The sequence below is a fragment of the Streptomyces sp. NPDC025806 genome (assembly GCF_055558275.1).
In genome coordinates this window covers 1-15829 of the sequence record NZ_JBVHMU010000042.1, presented here as the reverse complement: position 1 = coordinate 15829, position 15829 = coordinate 1, and the positions used below count along the sequence as shown (strand labels likewise).

The 15829-nt window shown below is 71.6% G+C and carries 12 protein-coding genes; 3 read left to right on the top strand and 9 right to left on the bottom strand.

Annotated features, from left to right (window positions below; genetic code table 11):
• Positions 1 to 113: 113 nt before the first annotated feature.
• The 6 genes from glpK to ACZ4E1_RS39860 form a co-directional block, all read right to left on the bottom strand.
• The gene (gene glpK, locus ACZ4E1_RS39885) at positions 114 to 1616 is read right to left on the bottom strand and encodes a glycerol kinase GlpK (RefSeq protein WP_467548849.1); all 1503 of its coding nucleotides are present in this window, start codon (positions 1614 to 1616) and stop codon (positions 114 to 116) included.
• A gap of 74 nt (positions 1617 to 1690) precedes the next feature.
• Positions 1691 to 2428, bottom strand: a complete 738-nt coding sequence (locus ACZ4E1_RS39880) for an MIP/aquaporin family protein (RefSeq protein WP_467548847.1) — start codon at positions 2426 to 2428, stop codon at positions 1691 to 1693.
• A gap of 340 nt (positions 2429 to 2768) precedes the next feature.
• A complete protein-coding gene (locus ACZ4E1_RS39875) occupies positions 2769 to 3509 on the bottom strand; it encodes an alpha/beta hydrolase (protein WP_467548851.1) in 741 nt (246 codons plus the stop codon).
• 277 nt (positions 3510 to 3786) lie between these two features.
• Positions 3787 to 4977, bottom strand: coding sequence for a lipid-transfer protein (locus ACZ4E1_RS39870; RefSeq protein WP_467548845.1), 1191 nt, complete (start codon positions 4975 to 4977; stop codon positions 3787 to 3789).
• Positions 4974 to 5432, bottom strand: a complete 459-nt coding sequence (locus tag ACZ4E1_RS39865) for a Zn-ribbon domain-containing OB-fold protein (protein ID WP_467548843.1) — start codon at positions 5430 to 5432, stop codon at positions 4974 to 4976. Before ACZ4E1_RS39865 ends, ACZ4E1_RS39870 begins: the two co-directional genes overlap by 4 nt.
• Before the next feature lie 236 nt (positions 5433 to 5668).
• Positions 5669 to 6481, bottom strand: coding sequence for a M15 family metallopeptidase (locus ACZ4E1_RS39860; protein WP_467548841.1), 813 nt, complete (start codon positions 6479 to 6481; stop codon positions 5669 to 5671).
• Positions 6482 to 6699: 218 nt separating this feature from the next.
• Between ACZ4E1_RS39860 and ACZ4E1_RS39855 the strand changes: the two genes are divergently transcribed.
• The gene (locus ACZ4E1_RS39855) at positions 6700 to 7242 is read left to right on the top strand and encodes an NUDIX domain-containing protein (RefSeq protein WP_467548839.1); all 543 of its coding nucleotides are present in this window, start codon (positions 6700 to 6702) and stop codon (positions 7240 to 7242) included.
• A gap of 238 nt (positions 7243 to 7480) precedes the next feature.
• On the opposite strand, the gene ACZ4E1_RS39850 is transcribed toward ACZ4E1_RS39855, so the two are convergent.
• Positions 7481 to 9874, bottom strand: a complete 2394-nt coding sequence (locus tag ACZ4E1_RS39850; protein WP_467548837.1) for a glycoside hydrolase family 31 protein — start codon at positions 9872 to 9874, stop codon at positions 7481 to 7483.
• A gap of 215 nt (positions 9875 to 10089) precedes the next feature.
• Here ACZ4E1_RS39850 and ACZ4E1_RS39845 point away from each other — a divergent pair, with 215 nt between their 5' ends.
• Together ACZ4E1_RS39845 and ACZ4E1_RS39840 are read left to right on the top strand one after the other, a co-directional pair.
• Complete coding sequence (locus tag ACZ4E1_RS39845; protein WP_467548835.1) at positions 10090 to 12063, top strand: acetoacetate--CoA ligase; 1974 nt, start codon at positions 10090 to 10092, stop codon at positions 12061 to 12063.
• A gap of 115 nt (positions 12064 to 12178) precedes the next feature.
• Positions 12179 to 13087, top strand: coding sequence for a hypothetical protein (locus ACZ4E1_RS39840; RefSeq protein ID WP_467548833.1), 909 nt, complete (start codon positions 12179 to 12181; stop codon positions 13085 to 13087).
• 65 nt (positions 13088 to 13152) lie between these two features.
• Here ACZ4E1_RS39840 and ptsP read toward each other — a convergent pair whose 3' ends face one another.
• A complete protein-coding gene (gene ptsP / locus ACZ4E1_RS39835) occupies positions 13153 to 14823 on the bottom strand; it encodes a phosphoenolpyruvate--protein phosphotransferase (RefSeq protein ID WP_467548831.1) in 1671 nt (556 codons plus the stop codon).
• A 74-nt stretch (positions 14824 to 14897) separates the two neighbouring features.
• The gene (locus ACZ4E1_RS39830) at positions 14898 to 15347 is read right to left on the bottom strand and encodes a PTS sugar transporter subunit IIA (protein WP_467548829.1); all 450 of its coding nucleotides are present in this window, start codon (positions 15345 to 15347) and stop codon (positions 14898 to 14900) included.
• Positions 15348 to 15829: the final 482 nt, after the last annotated feature.

Here is a 15829-nt window from a genome sequence, read left to right as displayed (position 1 = left end):
CACCCGCTACGACAAACGAGCCGCCCACTACCAAGCCATGGTCACCCTCGCCTGCCTCCGGCTCTGGCTCCCATGACTTTGCGGACACGCCCTAGAACCCTGTAGGCGAGGCCCTAGACCTCGTCCTCCAGCCAGCCGAAGCTCTTCTCCACCGCCTTGCGCCAGTTGTGGTACTCGCGGTCACGGGTCCGGGCGTCCATCGCCGGCGTCCACTCGACGTCCCGCTGCCAGTGCGCCTTGAGCTCGTCCAGGTCGTTCCACACGCCGGTGGCGAGCCCGGCCGCGTAAGCCGCTCCCAGACAGGTCGTCTCGGAGACGCGCGGCCGGATCACCGGCACGTCGAGCACATCCGCCTGATGCTGCATCAGCAGATGGTTCTTCGTCATGCCGCCGTCGACCTTCAGCGTCGTGATGCGCACACCGGAGTCCTGGTACATGGCGTCCACGACCTCGCGGGTCTGCCAGCTCGTCGCCTCCAGGACCGCCCGCGCGAGATGAGCCTTGGTCACGTACCGGGTCAGACCCGTGACCACGCCGCGCGCGTCCGAGCGCCAGTACGGGGCGAACAGGCCGGAGAACGCGGGCACGATGTACGCCCCGCCGTTGTCGTCCACGCTCGCGGCGAGCGTCTCGATCTCGTCGGCGCTGCGGATGATGCCGAGCTGATCGCGGAACCACTGCACGAGCGCGCCGGTGATCGCGATCGACCCCTCCAGGCAGTAGACCGGCGCCTCAGAGCCGATCTTGTACCCCATCGTCGTGAGCAGCCCGTTCTTCGACGGCACCGGCCGGCTTCCGGTGTTGAGCAGCAGGAAGCTGCCGATCCCGTACGTGTTCTTGGCCGTCCCCGTGTCGTAGCAGGCCTGCCCGAACACGGCCGCCTGCTGGTCGCCGAGCGCCGAGGCCACCGGCACGCCCGCGAGCTGTCCGACGGCCGTGCCGTACACCTCGGCGGAGGAGCGGATCTCGGGCAGGACCGCCTCGGGCACGTTCATCGCCGCGAGGATCGACGGGTCCCACTGGAGGGTCTCCAGGTTCATCAGCATGGTCCGCCCGGCGTTCGTGACGTCGGTGACGTGCACCCCGCCGTCCGTGCCGCCGGTCAGGTTCCAGATCAGCCAGGAGTCGATCGTGCCGAAGGCGATCTCGCCGCGCTCGGCCCGGGCCCGCAGCCCCGGCACCTGGTCGAGCAGCCAGGCCGCCTTGGGCCCGGAGAAGTAGCTGGCCAGCGGCAGGCCGGTCTGCTCACGGAAGCGGTCCTGGCCGTCGGCGCCGCCCAGTTCGTTGCACAGCGCCGCGGTACGGGTGTCCTGCCAGACGATCGCGTTGTGCACGGGGCGGCCGGTGGCGCGGTCCCACAGCACCGTCGTCTCGCGCTGGTTGGTGATGCCGAGGGCGCTGAGCTCGTCGGCGCGCAGGCCGGCCCTGGCGAGGGCGCCGGCGACGACGGCCTGCACCTTGGACCAGATCTCGGTCGCGTCGTGCTCGACCCAGCCGGGCTTCGGGAAGATCTGGCGGTGCTCGCGCTGGTCGACGGCGACGATCGCGCCGTCCTGGTCGAAGACGATGCAGCGGCTCGAGGTGGTGCCCTGGTCGATGGCGGCGACGTACTTCACGGGTTCTCCCTCCGGGCGTGCGTGCTCGGAACTGCTCAGAAAGGCTCAGAACGGCTCAGAACGGTCGACACCGCTCAGAACGCGAGGTTGTAGATGACCCCGGACAGCGCTCCGCCGATCAGCGGGCCGACGACGGGGACGTACGCGTAACCCCAGTCGGACGTCCCCTTGTTCGGGATCGGCAGGAAGGTGTGGACGATGCGCGGGCCGAGGTCGCGGGCCGGGTTGATGGCGTAGCCCGTCGGCCCGCCGAGCGAGAGGCCGATGCCGACCACGAGGAGGGCCACGACGAGCGCCTGCATGCCCGATTCGCCGAGCCCCTTGGTCAGGCCGAACGCGAGGATCGGCAGCACGAGGCCCATCGTGGCGATGATCTCGGTGAGGAGGTTCGCGACGGGGCTGCGGATCTCGGGGATCGTGGAGAAGATGCCGAGCGTCGGCGTCGGCCCGTCCGGCTCCTTCTCGGAGTGCACATTGGCGTTGAACTGGGCGAGATAGACCAGGTAGGCGAGGACGGCGCCCAGCATCGCGCCGACCATCTGGCCGAGGACGTAGACCCAGACCTTGTCCCACTTGCCGGTGTCGATGGCGATGCCGAGCGTCACGGCAGGATTGAGATGGCCGCCGGACAGCGGCGCCGCGGTGTACGCCCCGGCCAGGACGGCGAAGCCCCAGCCGAACGCGATCACGATCCACCCCGAGGCCTTGGCCTTGGAGTGCCTGAGAGTGACGGCGGCGCAGACGCCCGCGCCGAACAGGATCAGGATTCCGGTGCCGATGACCTCACCGAGGAAGATGTCTTCGTTGCTCATGGCGGCTCCTAGGCCCTCACCCGGGGCGGGCGGTCGCGCCCCGGTCCTCCGTGCAGGGCGCAGTCGGGATCACACCGGGGGAGCGGGCCCCGAGGGACAGAAGAGAGGGCCGTGACGCGGCGGAGCCGACTGACACCGGGAAGTGTTCTCCGGGGCCGGGGGAGCGTCAAGGTCGCCGACCGCACGGGATGTGCGGGCCCCGCCGGAGCGGCAGGGCCCGCGTCTTTCCGGCCCGCGTCTATCGCTTGAGGAGCCGGGGCTCGCCTCAGGTGCCGGCCTCCAACTTCAGGTACCGGCAGCTCACTTCAGGTACGGCCGGCTCACTTCAGATACCGGCAGCTCACTTCAGATGCCGTGCGAAGAACCGGGCCGCGTCCTCTCCCGCGGACTGCGGAACCCCGGTGTGCCCGCCCATGTTGGCGTTCAGCGTCTTCTCCTTCGAGCCGAAGGCGTCGAACAGGTCGAGGGCCGCCTGCCGGTCGTTCCCCTCGTCGTCCCACTGCAGCAGAACGTGCAGCGGAACGGTGACCCGGCGGGCCTCCTCGAACATCACGGCGGGGACGAAACTCCCCGCGAACAGTCCGGCGGCCACGATGCGCGGGTCGACCACCGCCAGCCGGATGCCGATGGAGATCACGCCCCCGGAATACGCGACTGGGCCGCCGATCCCGGGCAGTTCGAGCAGCGCGTCCATCGTGGCCTGCCATTCGGGGACCGCCTGGTCGACGAGCGGGAGGATCAGGTCGTCGACGATCGCGCCGCTCACCGGTTCGCCGGCCTCCAGGGCGCGGCGCAGGTCGGCGCGCGCCCGGTCGACGACCGGCAGGCGGGGCCGGTCGCCGCTTCCGGGGAGCTCGATGGTGGCGGTGGCGAAGCCCTCCGCCGCTGAGTGCCGGGCCCGGCCAAGGAGCCGGGGGTACATCCGGTCCAGTCCGAGCGGGGGGTTGCCCAGCAGGATGAGCGGGACCGGTGCGGACGCGTCCGCGGAGGCGGGGATCCAGAGGATGCCGGGGATGTCGCCGAGGGTGAACCGGCGCTCGACGACGCCGTCGTCGAGCCGCTGTTCAGACGTGAAGCGCAAGGTCTGATGCATGGTCGTGCCTTTCGGGAAAGCGCGTGAGACGGCGCTCCCGGACGACCTACCGCCCGACCATGACCCCGGAGAGGAGCACCCATGTCGATACTGAGTTCACGGGTACCACCTCCTTGTTCTCCGGCACGGCCACCGGGAACGTAGCAGCCGACGCGGCGGTCGCCAAACTGTTTTTCCGCGGCTCGGCCGGCGCGGCGGCGACCGGCGCCGCCGCGCCCCACCTCCCGTTCGGAACCGCGGGGCTGAGATTCGGAACGGCATGGTGTCAGCGCACGGCGACCACCGACGACCCGTGCCCGAAGAGCCCCTGGTTCGCGGTCACCCCGACCCGCGCGCCCTCCACCTGCCGCTCCCGGGCCGTCCCGCGCAACTGCCAGGTCAGCTCGCAGACCTGGGCGATCGCCTGGGCCGGCACCGCCTCGCCGAAGGAGGCGAGCCCTCCGCTCACGTTCACCGGTATGCGGCTGCCGAGCGCCGTCGCCCCGTCCCGCAACAGCTTCGCCCCCTCGCCCTCGCCACACAGCCCGAGGTCCTCGTACCACTGGAGCTCCAGCGCCGTGGACAGGTCGTAGACCTCCGCGAGCGACAGGTCCTCGGGGCCGACCCCGGCCTCCTCGTAGGCGGCGCGGGCGATCGACGCGCGGAACCCCGGGCCCTGCGGCTCCGCCCCGGTCGCCGAGTCCGTGGCGATGTCCGGAAGGTCCAGCACCGTCGTCGGATACGTGGGCGTCACCGTGGACACCGCCCGGATCCGCACCGGGTCCCGCACCCCGTGCCGCCGCGCGAACTCCATGCTGGTGAGCACCAGCGCCGCCCCGCCGTCCGACGTCGCGCAGATGTCGAGCAGCCGCAGCGGATCCGCGACCACGGCGGACGCGGCGACCTCCTCGGCGGAGACCGCCTTGCGGTAGCGCGCGTTCGGATTCAGCGTGCCCGCCGCCGCGTTCTTCACCTTCACCCGGGCGAAGTCCTCCAGGGTGTCGCCGTGCAGCGCCATGCGCCGGCGCGCGTACAGCCCGAAGTAGGTGGGGTTCGTCGCCCCGAGCACCCGGAAGCGCAACCAGTCAGGATCGTCCGGCCGGTCACCGCCGGCGGGCCGGAAGAACCCCTTGGGCGCCGCGTCGGCGCCCACGACGAGCACCACGTCCGCCAGGCCCGCGAGGATCTGCGCCCGCGCCGTGCTCACCGCCTGCGCCCCCGACGCGCAGGCCGCGTACACGCTGGTCACCCTCGCGCCCTGCCAGCCGAGCGCCTTCGCGAACGTCGCCCCCGCCACGTACCCCGGATATCCGCCGCGCACGGTGTCCGCGCCGACCACCGACGTCACGTCCCGCCAGTCGAGACCGGCGTCCGCCAGCGCCGTCCGGGCCGCCGCCGTCCCGTACTCCACGAAGCTGCGGCCCCACTTGCCCCACGGGTGCATGCCCGCACCCAGCACCGCCACGTCCCCGGTCATGCCCGCACCCCCGTCGGCCGCCACTGCCACGTCGTCCAGACCGTCCCGCTCTCGTCGTCCCCCTCCTCGGCGAGCACCCCCGGCACGACCTCCACCTCCATGCCGACCTCCAGATCGGCCACCGACACCCCGTCGGCCCCCTGGCCCAGGACCACCATCCGCTCCGCCGCCAGCTCCACAGCGATCAACGTGCGGGGCTCCCACGGAAGTTCCGGGTCCGAGAGGTACGGCGCCGGCGGCCGGTAGCGGCCGTCCGTGTACGACCAGACACGTCCGCGCCGCGACAGCGGGACCTCCACGAGGTCCCCGCCCGCACAGGCCGGATTGCGGCACAGCCCGTCCTCGCGGGGGAAGAACACCGACGCGCAGGCGGCACAGCGCGTCCCCAACAGCCGGAAGTCGTCACCCTCTCCGGTGAACCAACCGGCCACGACCGGTGTACGCGTACGTCCCACAGTGCCTCCCCGGCAGCCATAATCTGACGGAACGTCAGAAGTGTGCCACGGGCAACCGTCGGACGGCAGGGGGCGGCGGGAGCCGAGAGGAGATCGAGCAGGGTTCGGCAGGGGAGCGACAGAACCATGCGGAGCTGTTCGGCGTCCGTGTAACGGGGAGGGCGCGACCGGGACCCACGGGGGTGGTTCCGGTCGCGCCCTCCGTCCGTGCCGGGTTCGATACCCCCGCTACGCGGTCAGTTCCGGCCCGCCAGCGACTTCCGGGAGACGGGGAAGTCGAAGTACGTGTCGGGGAAGAGCTCGGGCTTGTACGTGTAGTGCCACCACTCCTCCGGAAGGTTCACGAAGCCCTGGCCCACCAGGGCGTCACGCAACAGGTCCCGGTTGGCACGCTGCACGCCCTGGATGCGTGGATCGTCGGTGTGCGCGAGCGTGTCGAAGCAGTCGAACCCGGTACCCATGTCCACCGAGTTGTCCGGGAACCGCTCCGCCTGCGGCCCGTAACAGGGCGTCAGTTCCTCACCGGGCACGTACGCGCGCGTGGGCAGCGCCGGCAGCTTCACGAGCGTCAGATCGAGCGTGGAACCGCGGCTGTGCCCCGACTTCGCCGCGATGTAGCCGTCGTCGAACAGCCGCGTCTTGTCGACATGCGGATAGAACTCCGGCTTCATCCGCTGGTCGCCCAGGTCCTCGGCCCAGCGCACGAAGTGGTCCACCGCCCGCTGCGGCCGGTAACAGTCGTACACCTTCAGGGAGTAGCCACGCTTCAGGAGCCCCGTCTGCGCCTTGTGGAGCGCGTCCGCCGCCGGCCGCGTCAGGATGCACATCGGCTTCTGGTAGCCGTCCACCGGCTCGCCGACGAAGTTGTGCTCCGTGTAGTAGCGCATCTCCTGGATGATCGTCGGATCGACCTCACTGAGCGCCACGAACTCCTTCGGCGCCTTCGGATCGGGCTTCGCCTGCGCGGCGGACGGCGCCACGGCCACACCGAGCAGCGCGGCGGCGGTGACGGCGACGAGGCGCCGCAGAACGGTTCCGGTTCGAGTCATGGCCCAGCGTCTACCAGGAAGCGGCCGGTCGAGGGAAGACCGGACGCGCGGGTTCGGCCGGGGGAGATCGCCCACCGCGGTGATCTCACCCGAAGCCAGTCTTCTCCGGGCCGTCGCTTGCCGGCCGTCGCTTGCGGGCAGTCGACCCGGGCGCCGTCTTCGGGGCAGTCGCTTGCGGGGGCAGTCGATTCCGGCGGCGATCGGATAAAGTCCGCGCCGTGTCCGCATCGACGACCCACCCCACGGCCTCGACCCCCGTACCGGGCTCCCACTGTTCGAGCTGCGGAGCCGCCTACGAAGCCGGCACGCACGGCTGGCCGCGCACCTGCTCCGTCTGCGCCACCGTCGTCTACCGCAACCCCCTGCCCGTGGCCGTCGCCCTGCTGCCCGTCCACGACACGTCGGGCACCGCCCTCGTGACGATCACGCGCACCATCCCGCCGGCGCTCGGGAAGACCGCCCTGCCCGGCGGCTTCATCGATGACCGCGAGGACTGGCGCCACGCGATCGTCCGCGAACTGGCCGAGGAGACCGGGATCGTCGCCGCGGCCCGCGAGGTCCGCCTGGCCGACGCGATGAGCGCGCCGGACGGCCACCTGCTCCTCTTCGGACTGCTGCCCGAACGCCCGGCATCCGAACTGCCGCCCAGCGTCCCGACGAACGAGACGACAGGCTGGCACCTCCTGCGCCGCCCCACCGAACTGGCCTTCCCCCTCCACACGGCAGCCGTGAAGGCCTGGTTCGAGGGCCGCTACAGCTGACCTCGGCGAAGCACCGCCACCCCCGGAGCTCGCCCCAGCCGACCGTGCCGGCCCGGACCCGGACTGCACACCGCACCCCTGAAGGCCTTGCCACGGCCGTCCCGGAGAGCATTCCGACCCTGCTCCGCGCAGGCTGCTGACGGCCGCTCACAGCCCCTGCACCCGCATCGCGTACGTCCCCGGGCCGATGCCTCCCTCGCAGGGCCCCGCACGGCAGAACGGACCCGCTGAGCCCCCCTCACACCCCCCGCACCCGCACCGCATACGCCACCGGCCCGGCCCCAGCCTCCCCGACCTCTCCCGCATCCGGCTCCACCACCACCCGCCCCCCGCTCCACCGCGTCCGGAACCGCTCGACCACCGGCTCCTCCCAGCCGTCCCCGGGATCCGCCACGACGACACCGCCCCCCGTCGCCCCACGCACCGGCGCCCACGCCTCCAGCTCCAGGCCGCCGTCCTCACCGCGCACCGGGATCACCGCCCCCGCCCGCGCCAGCACCGGTACCCGCGACAGCGGAGCCTCCACCGTCACCAGCCCCGGCCCCTCGAACACCGTACCCGTGGCCGTGTCGTACCAGCGCCCCCGAGGCAACCGCACCCGCCGGCGCCGCACCCCCGGCTCCGTCACCGGCGCCACCAGGAGCGCGTCACCCAGCAAGAACGCGTCCTCCACATCCCGCAACCCCCGGTCCTCCGGCGCGCCCCACCACAGGGGCCGCACATACGGAGCCCCGCTCCGCTGCGCCAGATGCGCCAGCGTCACGAAGTACGGCACGAGCCGGCGCCGCTCCTCCAGCGCCACGCGCGCGTGCCCGAGCACCTCGTCGCCGAACGTCCACGGTTCCCGCCGGCCCGCCCGCAGCGCGGAATGCGTCCGGAACAGCGGCAGATACGCCCCCAGTTGCAGCCAGCGCAGATACAGCTCCGGCGACGGATGCCCGTCGAACCCGCCCACGTCGGGCCCCGAGTACGGCACCCCGCACAACCCGAGCCCCAGTACGAGCGACAAGGAGGCGCGCAGCCCCGGCCACCCCGAGGCGACGTCTCCGGACCACGTGCCCCCGTACCTCTGCATCCCGACCCAGCCCGACCGGGAGAACACGAACGGCCGCTCCCCGGGCCGGAGTTCGAGCAGCCCTTCATAGCCGGCCCGCGCCATACAGAGCCCGTACACGTTGTGCGCCTCCTGATGGTCGCCACCACGCCCCTCCAAGGCGTGCCGCGACGACCGCGGCAAGGTCGTGTCACCGAAGGCGGCGAACGACACCGGCTCGTTCATGTCGTGCCAGAAACCGGCGAAACCCCGCGCCAGCCGCTCCTCGTACAACCCGCCCCACCACGTACGCACCCGCTCCGCCGTGAAGTCCGGGTACACCGACTCACCCGCCCACACGACCCCGCGCACCGGCTCCCCGCCCGCGTCCCGCACGAACCCGTCGATCGCCCGCCCGCCCTCGTACACCGAGCCGCCAGGCCGCGCCCGCACCGCCGGATCCACGATCGACACCAGCCGCACGCCCTGACCGCGCAACTCCTCCGCCAGCACCGGCAGCGCGGGAAACCGCTCCTCGTCGACCGTGAACACCTCATGCGCCGCAAGGTGATCGATGTCCAGATGCACCGCCTCCAGGGGCAGACCACGCTCCTTGTAGCCGGCGACGACCCGGCGCACCTCCTGGGCATCACCGAAGCCCCACCTGGCGTGCTGATACCCGAGCGCCCAGGAAGGCGGCACACACGGCGCCCCCGTCAGCTGCGTCCACACCTGCAGCACGCGCGCGGGCGTGCCCACCACCACCCAGCAGCGCAGCGGACCGCCGTCCATCCGCAGCTCGGACGTTCCCGCCCGATCGTGCCCCGACCCCGCGCCCTCACCCCCCTCGCGCAGACTCACCACGCCGTCCCAGGTGCTGTCGTGGAACACCAGATGCGTCCCCGCGTCGGCCACGACCAACTGCACCGGCATCGTGATCGACAGCGGATCGTCACCCGGCCCGAACGAACCCCCGGGGTCCGTGTTCCACAGCCGGTACGTCCCGCCCCGCAGCCGCGGCCCCGAAGCCCGCCCGCCGAGCCCGAAGAAGCGCGCGTCCGCCGTGACCTCCGAACGCTGCACCCAGCGCGCCGGACCACCCCCCTCCGGCTCCCACCACCGGGGCGGCAGATCCCGCCGCAGCGCCACCCCGCCGGGCGTGCACACCTCCACCGCGCCGTGCCGCGACACCACGACCGTCACCCGCTCGGACACCACCCGCCAGCCGCCGTCCTTGTCGGGCTCCAGGACCGCCCGCGGATCCGCCTCCGGGCACACCCCCGCCACGGCGTACGACGGGCTCGGCTCGGCCCCGTCCCAGCCCCAGAAGACGGCCCCGCCGACCGCGACCCGGATCCGCAGCACCGACCGCGCGAACCGCACCACCCCACCGCCGGGCTCCGGCTCGGCCCCGACCACCGCCCCCGGCACCCGCGCCCGCTCCGGCCCCCGCGGCGCCAGCCCGGCCGCGTCCGCCCGACGCCGCCGCCAGGACGCCCGGACGGCCCGCAGCCACTGGACGGAGCCGACCGACGACACCGCCGCAGGAACCGCAGAAGGAACCGCCCTCACCGAGCGCACCAGGTCACGACCGTTCATGCTGCTCACCCTGCCATCGGCGCGCCCCCGCGCGTGTCGCGTTCAACTCCCGTTCATCCGTGGTGCCGCCACATCTTCACGACACGGACTATGTGGGGTCCGCCCTGGTGCGGAAGTCGATCACATGGCATCGTCCTGTCAGCCGCGTCACGCGCACACCCCAGCCGTGCGCGCGCCAAGGACGCACACGCCGCGTACATCCCGGGAGCCGCCCCATGTCCACCGCGAACCCCACCCCGCTCTGGCAGCCCGACCGGCAGCAGATCGCCGACGCGCAGGTCACCCGGTTCCAGACCTGGGCCGCCGAGCACCACGGAGCACCCGCCGAGGGGGGCTACGCGGCCCTGCACCGCTGGTCGGTCACCGAACTGGAGACCTTCTGGAAGGCCGTCACCGAGTGGTTCGACGTGCGCTTCACCCACCCCTACGCGCGCGTGCTGGGCAACCGCGCCATGCCCGGCGCCGAATGGTTCCCGGGATCCACGCTCAACTACGCCGAGCACGCCCTGCGCACCGCCGACGACCCGGCCCGCGCCGACACCCCGGCCATCCTCCACGTCGACGAGACGCACGAGCCGCGCCCCGTCACCTGGGCCGAGCTCCGCCGCCAGGTCGGCTCGCTCGCCGCCGAACTGCGCGCCCTCGGCGTCCGCCCCGGCGACCGCGTCAGCGGCTACCTGCCCAACATCCCCGAAGCCGTCGTCGCCCTCCTCGCCACCGCCGCCGTCGGCGCCGTCTGGACCTCCTGCGCCCCGGACTTCGGCGCCCGCAGCGTCCTCGACCGCTTCCAGCAGGTCGAACCCGTCGTCCTGTTCACCGTCGACGGCTACCGCTACGGGGGCAAGGAGCACGACCGCCGTGACACCGTCGCCGAACTCCGCGCCGAACTGCCCACCCTCCGCGCCGTCGTGCACATCCCCCTCCTCGGCACCGACGCCCCCGAAGGCGCCCTCGAATGGTCCGCCCTGACCGCGGCGGACACGGCCCCCGTCTACGAAGAGGTGCCCTTCGACCACCCCCTGTGGGTGCTCTACTCCTCCGGCACCACCGGCCTCCCCAAGGCCATCGTGCAGTCCCAGGGCGGCATCCTCGTCGAGCACCTCAAGCAGCTCGGCCTCCACTGCGACCTCGGCCCCGACGACCGCTTCTTCTGGTACACCTCCACCGGCTGGATGATGTGGAACTTCCTCGTCTCCGGCCTCCTCACCGGCACCACGATCGTCACGTACGACGGCAGCCCCGGCCACCCCGACACCGGCGCCCAGTGGGCCATCGCCGAACGCACCGGCGCCACCCTCTTCGGCACCTCCGCCGCCTACGTCATGGCCTGCCGCAAGGCCGGCGTGCACCCCTCGCGCGACCACGACCTCTCCCGCGTCAAGTGCGTCGCCACCACCGGCTCGCCCCTGCCCCCCGACGGCTTCCGCTGGCTCCACGACGAGGTCCGCGCCGACCTCTGGATCGCCTCCGTCAGCGGCGGCACCGACGTCTGTTCCTGCTTCGCCGGCGCGGTCGCCACCCTCCCCGTCCACATCGGCGAACTCCAGGCCCCCGGACTCGGCACCGACCTCCAGGCCTGGGACCCCGACGGCAACCCCCTGATCGACGAGGTCGGCGAACTCGTCGTCACCAACCCCATGCCCTCCATGCCGATCCGCTTCTGGAACGACCCCGACGGCAGCCGCTACCACGACAGCTACTTCGACACGTACCCCGGCGTCTGGCGCCACGGCGACTGGATCACGCTCACCTCACGCGGCTCCGTCGTCATCCACGGCCGCTCCGACTCCACCCTGAACCGCCAGGGCGTCCGCATGGGATCCGCGGACATCTACGAGGTCGTGGAGCGCCTCCCCGAGATCCGCGAATCCCTCGTCATCGGCCTCGAACTCCCCGACGGCGGCTACTGGATGCCCCTGTTCGTCCACCTCGCCCCCGGCGCCACCCTCGACGACGGCCTGCGCGACCGCATCAAGCGCGCCATCCGCGAACAGCTCTCCCCGCGCCACGTCCCCGACGAGATCATCGAAGCCCCCGGCGTCCCGCACACCCTCACCGGCAAGCGCATCGAGGTCCCCGTCAAGCGCCTCCTCCAGGGCACCCCGCTCGAGAAGGCCGTGAACCCGGGTTCGATCGACAACCTCGAACTCCTCAAGTTCTACGAGGACATCGCCCGCAAGCGCGCCTGACACCACCCACCCGCACCCGGCCCTGCCCCACGGCCGGGTGCGTTGTCAGTGCCCCCGATTACTCTGAGTGAGCATTGATCGACCGTATGCACACAGCGTGAACTCAGGGGGAATCATGACGCACACACAGCCCACCCGGAACGGCCGCACCACGAGCCTGCGCACCGCCCTGCGCCAAGAGGTCGCCGGCACCATCGGCCTGCTGGCCGACGAGCAGGACTTCACCGCGATGCGGCGGTACCGCAGCTTCACCTTCGACGACCACAGGACCTACCTGCACCAGGTCGAAGGCCTCCTCAAATCCCTCGCCGCGAAGGGCGGACACACCACCGTCGCCCTCTTCGACCCCGAGGAGTACGAGGAGTTCTGCGCGGAGACCGGCCTGGAACCGGACACACCCGTCAGCCGCACCCGCTTCACCGCGGAACTCGCCACGGTCGGCCCCGCGATCGCGTACGAGGGACAGCCCCTCGACGACCTCGTGCCCGAGCTCGTCGACGAGGCCGTCCGCCAGGCGACGTGGCAGTACGCGTCCACCACCCTCTCCCACATCGGCCCCTGCGCCGGATGCGGCCAGGACATCGGCCGCGCCGCGTTCGCCCGGGCCTCCTACCTGATCGCCCGCGCCGTCGACACCGTCGGCCCCGGAGCCCACCACTGGGTCGGCAGCGTCCCCACCACCCAGGGCATGCTCCACGCCGTCCTCCACGTCGACGCCACCGCACCCGGCACCGTCACCCTCGACGACACCGAGGCCATGGAACTGACGACCCTCCTGGCCCTGGCCATCGCGCACGGAAACGCCTGCGCGCTCGTCGTCCGCACCACGACGGGGGAGACCCAGCGGATCTACGGCTGGCGCCTCAAGGACGAACGCCTCGAACCCCTGCCGGCCGCCCGCGTCTTCGACGCCTACTGCAACGACAGCGAATCCGGAGACCTGACCGCACCCGAACCGGGCGTCGACTACTGCACCGCACCGGACATCGCCGACACCGGCCCCGCAGGCCCCCACTGTCACTGAGGGGACAAAGAGGTGGGGCGTTCCACCGAACGGTGGAACGCCCCACGAAAACGGGCCGACGGAGACTACTCGCCGGACAGCACCGCCTGAGCCGCGTGCCGTGCCTCTTCGGCCGACTCGGCGGCACGCGCGGCAGCCGCCGCACGCTCACACTGCGCCAGCGTGTACTTGGCGAGCGTCGCCCGCACATACGGGATCGACGCCGCACCCATGGAGAGGGAGGTGACGCCCAGACCGGTCAGCACACAGGCGAGCAGCGGATCCGAGGCCGCCTCACCACAGACACCACAGCTCTTGCCCTCGGCCTTCGCCGCCTCGGCGGACAGCGCGACCAGGTCGAGCAGCGCGGGCTGCCACGGGTCCTGCAGCCGGGACACCGCACCGACCTGACGGTCGGCGGCGAAGGTGTACTGGGCCAGGTCGTTCGTACCCAGCGACAGGAACTCGACCTCCTGCAGCACCGAACGGGCACGCAGCGCGGCGGACGGGATCTCCACCATCGCGCCGAACTTGGCCTGCAGCCCGGCCGCACGGCACGCGTCGGCGAACGCCTTGGCGTCCGCACGGTCGGCCACCATCGGAGCCATGACCTCGAGGTACACGGGCAGCCCCTCGGCCGCCTTCGCCAGCGCGGTCAGCTGCGTCCGCAGCACCTCCGGGTGGTCGAGCAGCGACCGCAGCCCGCGCACGCCGAGCGCCGGGTTCGGCTCGTCCGCCGGGGTGAGGAAGTCCAGCGGCTTGTCCGCACCCGCGTCCAGCACACGCACCACGACACGCCCCTCGGGGAACGCCTCGAGCACCGCCCGGTACGCCTCTACCTGCTTCTCCTCGGAAGGAGCCTGCTTGCTGTCGTCCAGGAACAGGAACTCGGTCCGGAAGAGACCGACACCCTCGGCGCCCGCCTCGACGGCCGCCGGTACGTCCGCCGGACCGCCGACGTTGGCGAGCAGCGGCACCTTGTGCCCGTCCGACGTGGCACCCGGACCGGTCGAGGCGGCCAGCGCGGCCTTGCGCTCGGCAGCCGAGGCCTCGAGAGCGGCACGCTTCTCCGGAGTCGGGTCCACGAAGATCTCACCGGTGCTGCCGTCGACGGCGATCACGGTGCCCTCCGCCAGCTCACCGGCACCCGGCAGCGCGACGACGGCCGGCACACCGAGGGCGCGGGCCAGGATCGCGCTGTGACTGGTCGGCCCGCCCTCCTCGGTGACGAAGCCGAGCACGAGCGCCGGGTCGAGCAGAGCGGTGTCCGCCGGAGCCAGATCGCGGGCGATCAGGACGTACGGCTGGTCGCTGTCCGGCACACCGGGCATCGGGACGCCGAGCAGCCGGGCCACGATCCGGTTCCGCACATCGTCCAGGTCGGCCACGCGGCCGGCCATGTACTCGCCGGCTCCGGCCAGCAGCTCGCGATAGTGCGAGAACGCGTCGTAGACACCGCGCTCCGCCGTGCTGCCCACGGTGATCCGACGGTCGACGTCGGCGATCAGCTCCGGGTCCTGAGCGATCATGGCCTGCGCCTCGAGCACTGCCTGGGCTTCGCCACCGGCCAGATTGCCGCGCGCCATCAGGTCGGCCGCCACAGCCTCGACGGCCTGGCGGGCGCGCCCCTGCTCGCGCTCGGCCTCCTCCGGCGGGATCTGCTTGGCCGGCGGCTCGAGCACTGCCGTACCCATGTGCCGAACCTCGCCGACCGCCACCCCGTGGCTCACGCCGACGCCTCGCAGCGTTGTCTCCATTTCACCCGTCTCCGATAGCGCGGCGGGCTCAGCCGCCGCGATGGTTGTACTGCCGGTCGTCGGTGACTCCGTCGTCACTTCCAGCCGAACAGCGCGTCACCAGCCTTGAGGTCGCCGTCCTCGACGACATCGGACAGGGACTCGGCGGTCGCCTCCAGCGCGACGACCGGGCACACCGGCGACTTGCCCGCGGCTTCGACGGCGGCGGGGTCCCAGCGGACCACGGCCTGACCGCGCTGCACGGTGTCGCCCTTGTTGACGAGCAGCTCGAAGCCCTCGCCGTTCAGCTGGACGGTGTCGATACCCAGGTGCGTCAGCACACCGTGACCCTCTTCGTCCACCACGACGAAGGCGTGGGGGTGGAGGGACACGACGATGCCGCTGACGGGCGCGACGGCCTCGGAGGGCTCGCGCACGGGGTCGATGGCGGTACCGGGACCGACCATCGCGCCGGAGAACACCGGGTCGGGAACCTCGGTGAGTCCGATGGCGCGTCCTGCAAGAGGGGACGTCACACTGGTCATGGCAAGCCTCCCAGGGGGGCGGAGAGTCTGTGATCGCCGTCGCTGCCTGTCCTGGACGGCGTACTGTTCAAGAGCGTAAGTCATGGAAAGTCCCGGTTCGCCCGAGAGCTACCGGTTGGCTGATGTACAAGTACGAGGCGAACGATTTGCGCCGAACCCGGCACCACGTGTAGCTTCGTACCCCTGCCTGGGAGCAGTCGACGCCCTTGAGCGCCCCGCCTCCTGGCAGCACCTACCGAGCCGAAGCTTAGCCGTTGTCTAGACCACTGCACCTGCATGTCCGCAGGGGGGGGTGGTCAGAGGGCCGAGAAAAGACTGGTAGAGTTCGATCTCGCCGAAAGGGAAGCGCGAAAGCGAATTCCTGCAGGTGGAATGAAATTCCGAGGGAATCGGCCGGTGAAACGGTCTGATAGAGTCGGAAACGCAAGACCGAAGGGAAGCGCCCGGAGGAAAGCCCGAGAGGGTGAGTACAAAGGAAGCGT

Excerpts from the sequence above, each read along its gene's own strand:
- ACZ4E1_RS39880 (WP_467548847.1), bottom strand. The coding sequence starts at position 2,428 with ATGAGCAACGAAGACATCTTCCTCGGTGAGGTCATCGGCACCGGAATC.
- ACZ4E1_RS39870 (WP_467548845.1), bottom strand. The coding sequence starts at position 4,977 with ATGACCGGGGACGTGGCGGTGCTGGGTGCGGGCATGCACCCGTGGGGC.
- ACZ4E1_RS39860 (WP_467548841.1), bottom strand. The coding sequence starts at position 6,481 with ATGACTCGAACCGGAACCGTTCTGCGGCGCCTCGTCGCCGTCACCGCC.
- ACZ4E1_RS39850 (WP_467548837.1), bottom strand. The coding sequence starts at position 9,874 with ATGAACGGTCGTGACCTGGTGCGCTCGGTGAGGGCGGTTCCTTCTGCG.
- ACZ4E1_RS39845 (WP_467548835.1), top strand. The coding sequence starts at position 10,090 with ATGTCCACCGCGAACCCCACCCCGCTCTGGCAGCCCGACCGGCAGCAG.
- ACZ4E1_RS39840 (WP_467548833.1), top strand. The coding sequence starts at position 12,179 with ATGACGCACACACAGCCCACCCGGAACGGCCGCACCACGAGCCTGCGC.
- ptsP (WP_467548831.1), bottom strand. The coding sequence starts at position 14,823 with ATGGAGACAACGCTGCGAGGCGTCGGCGTGAGCCACGGGGTGGCGGTC.
- ACZ4E1_RS39830 (WP_467548829.1), bottom strand. The coding sequence starts at position 15,347 with ATGACCAGTGTGACGTCCCCTCTTGCAGGACGCGCCATCGGACTCACC.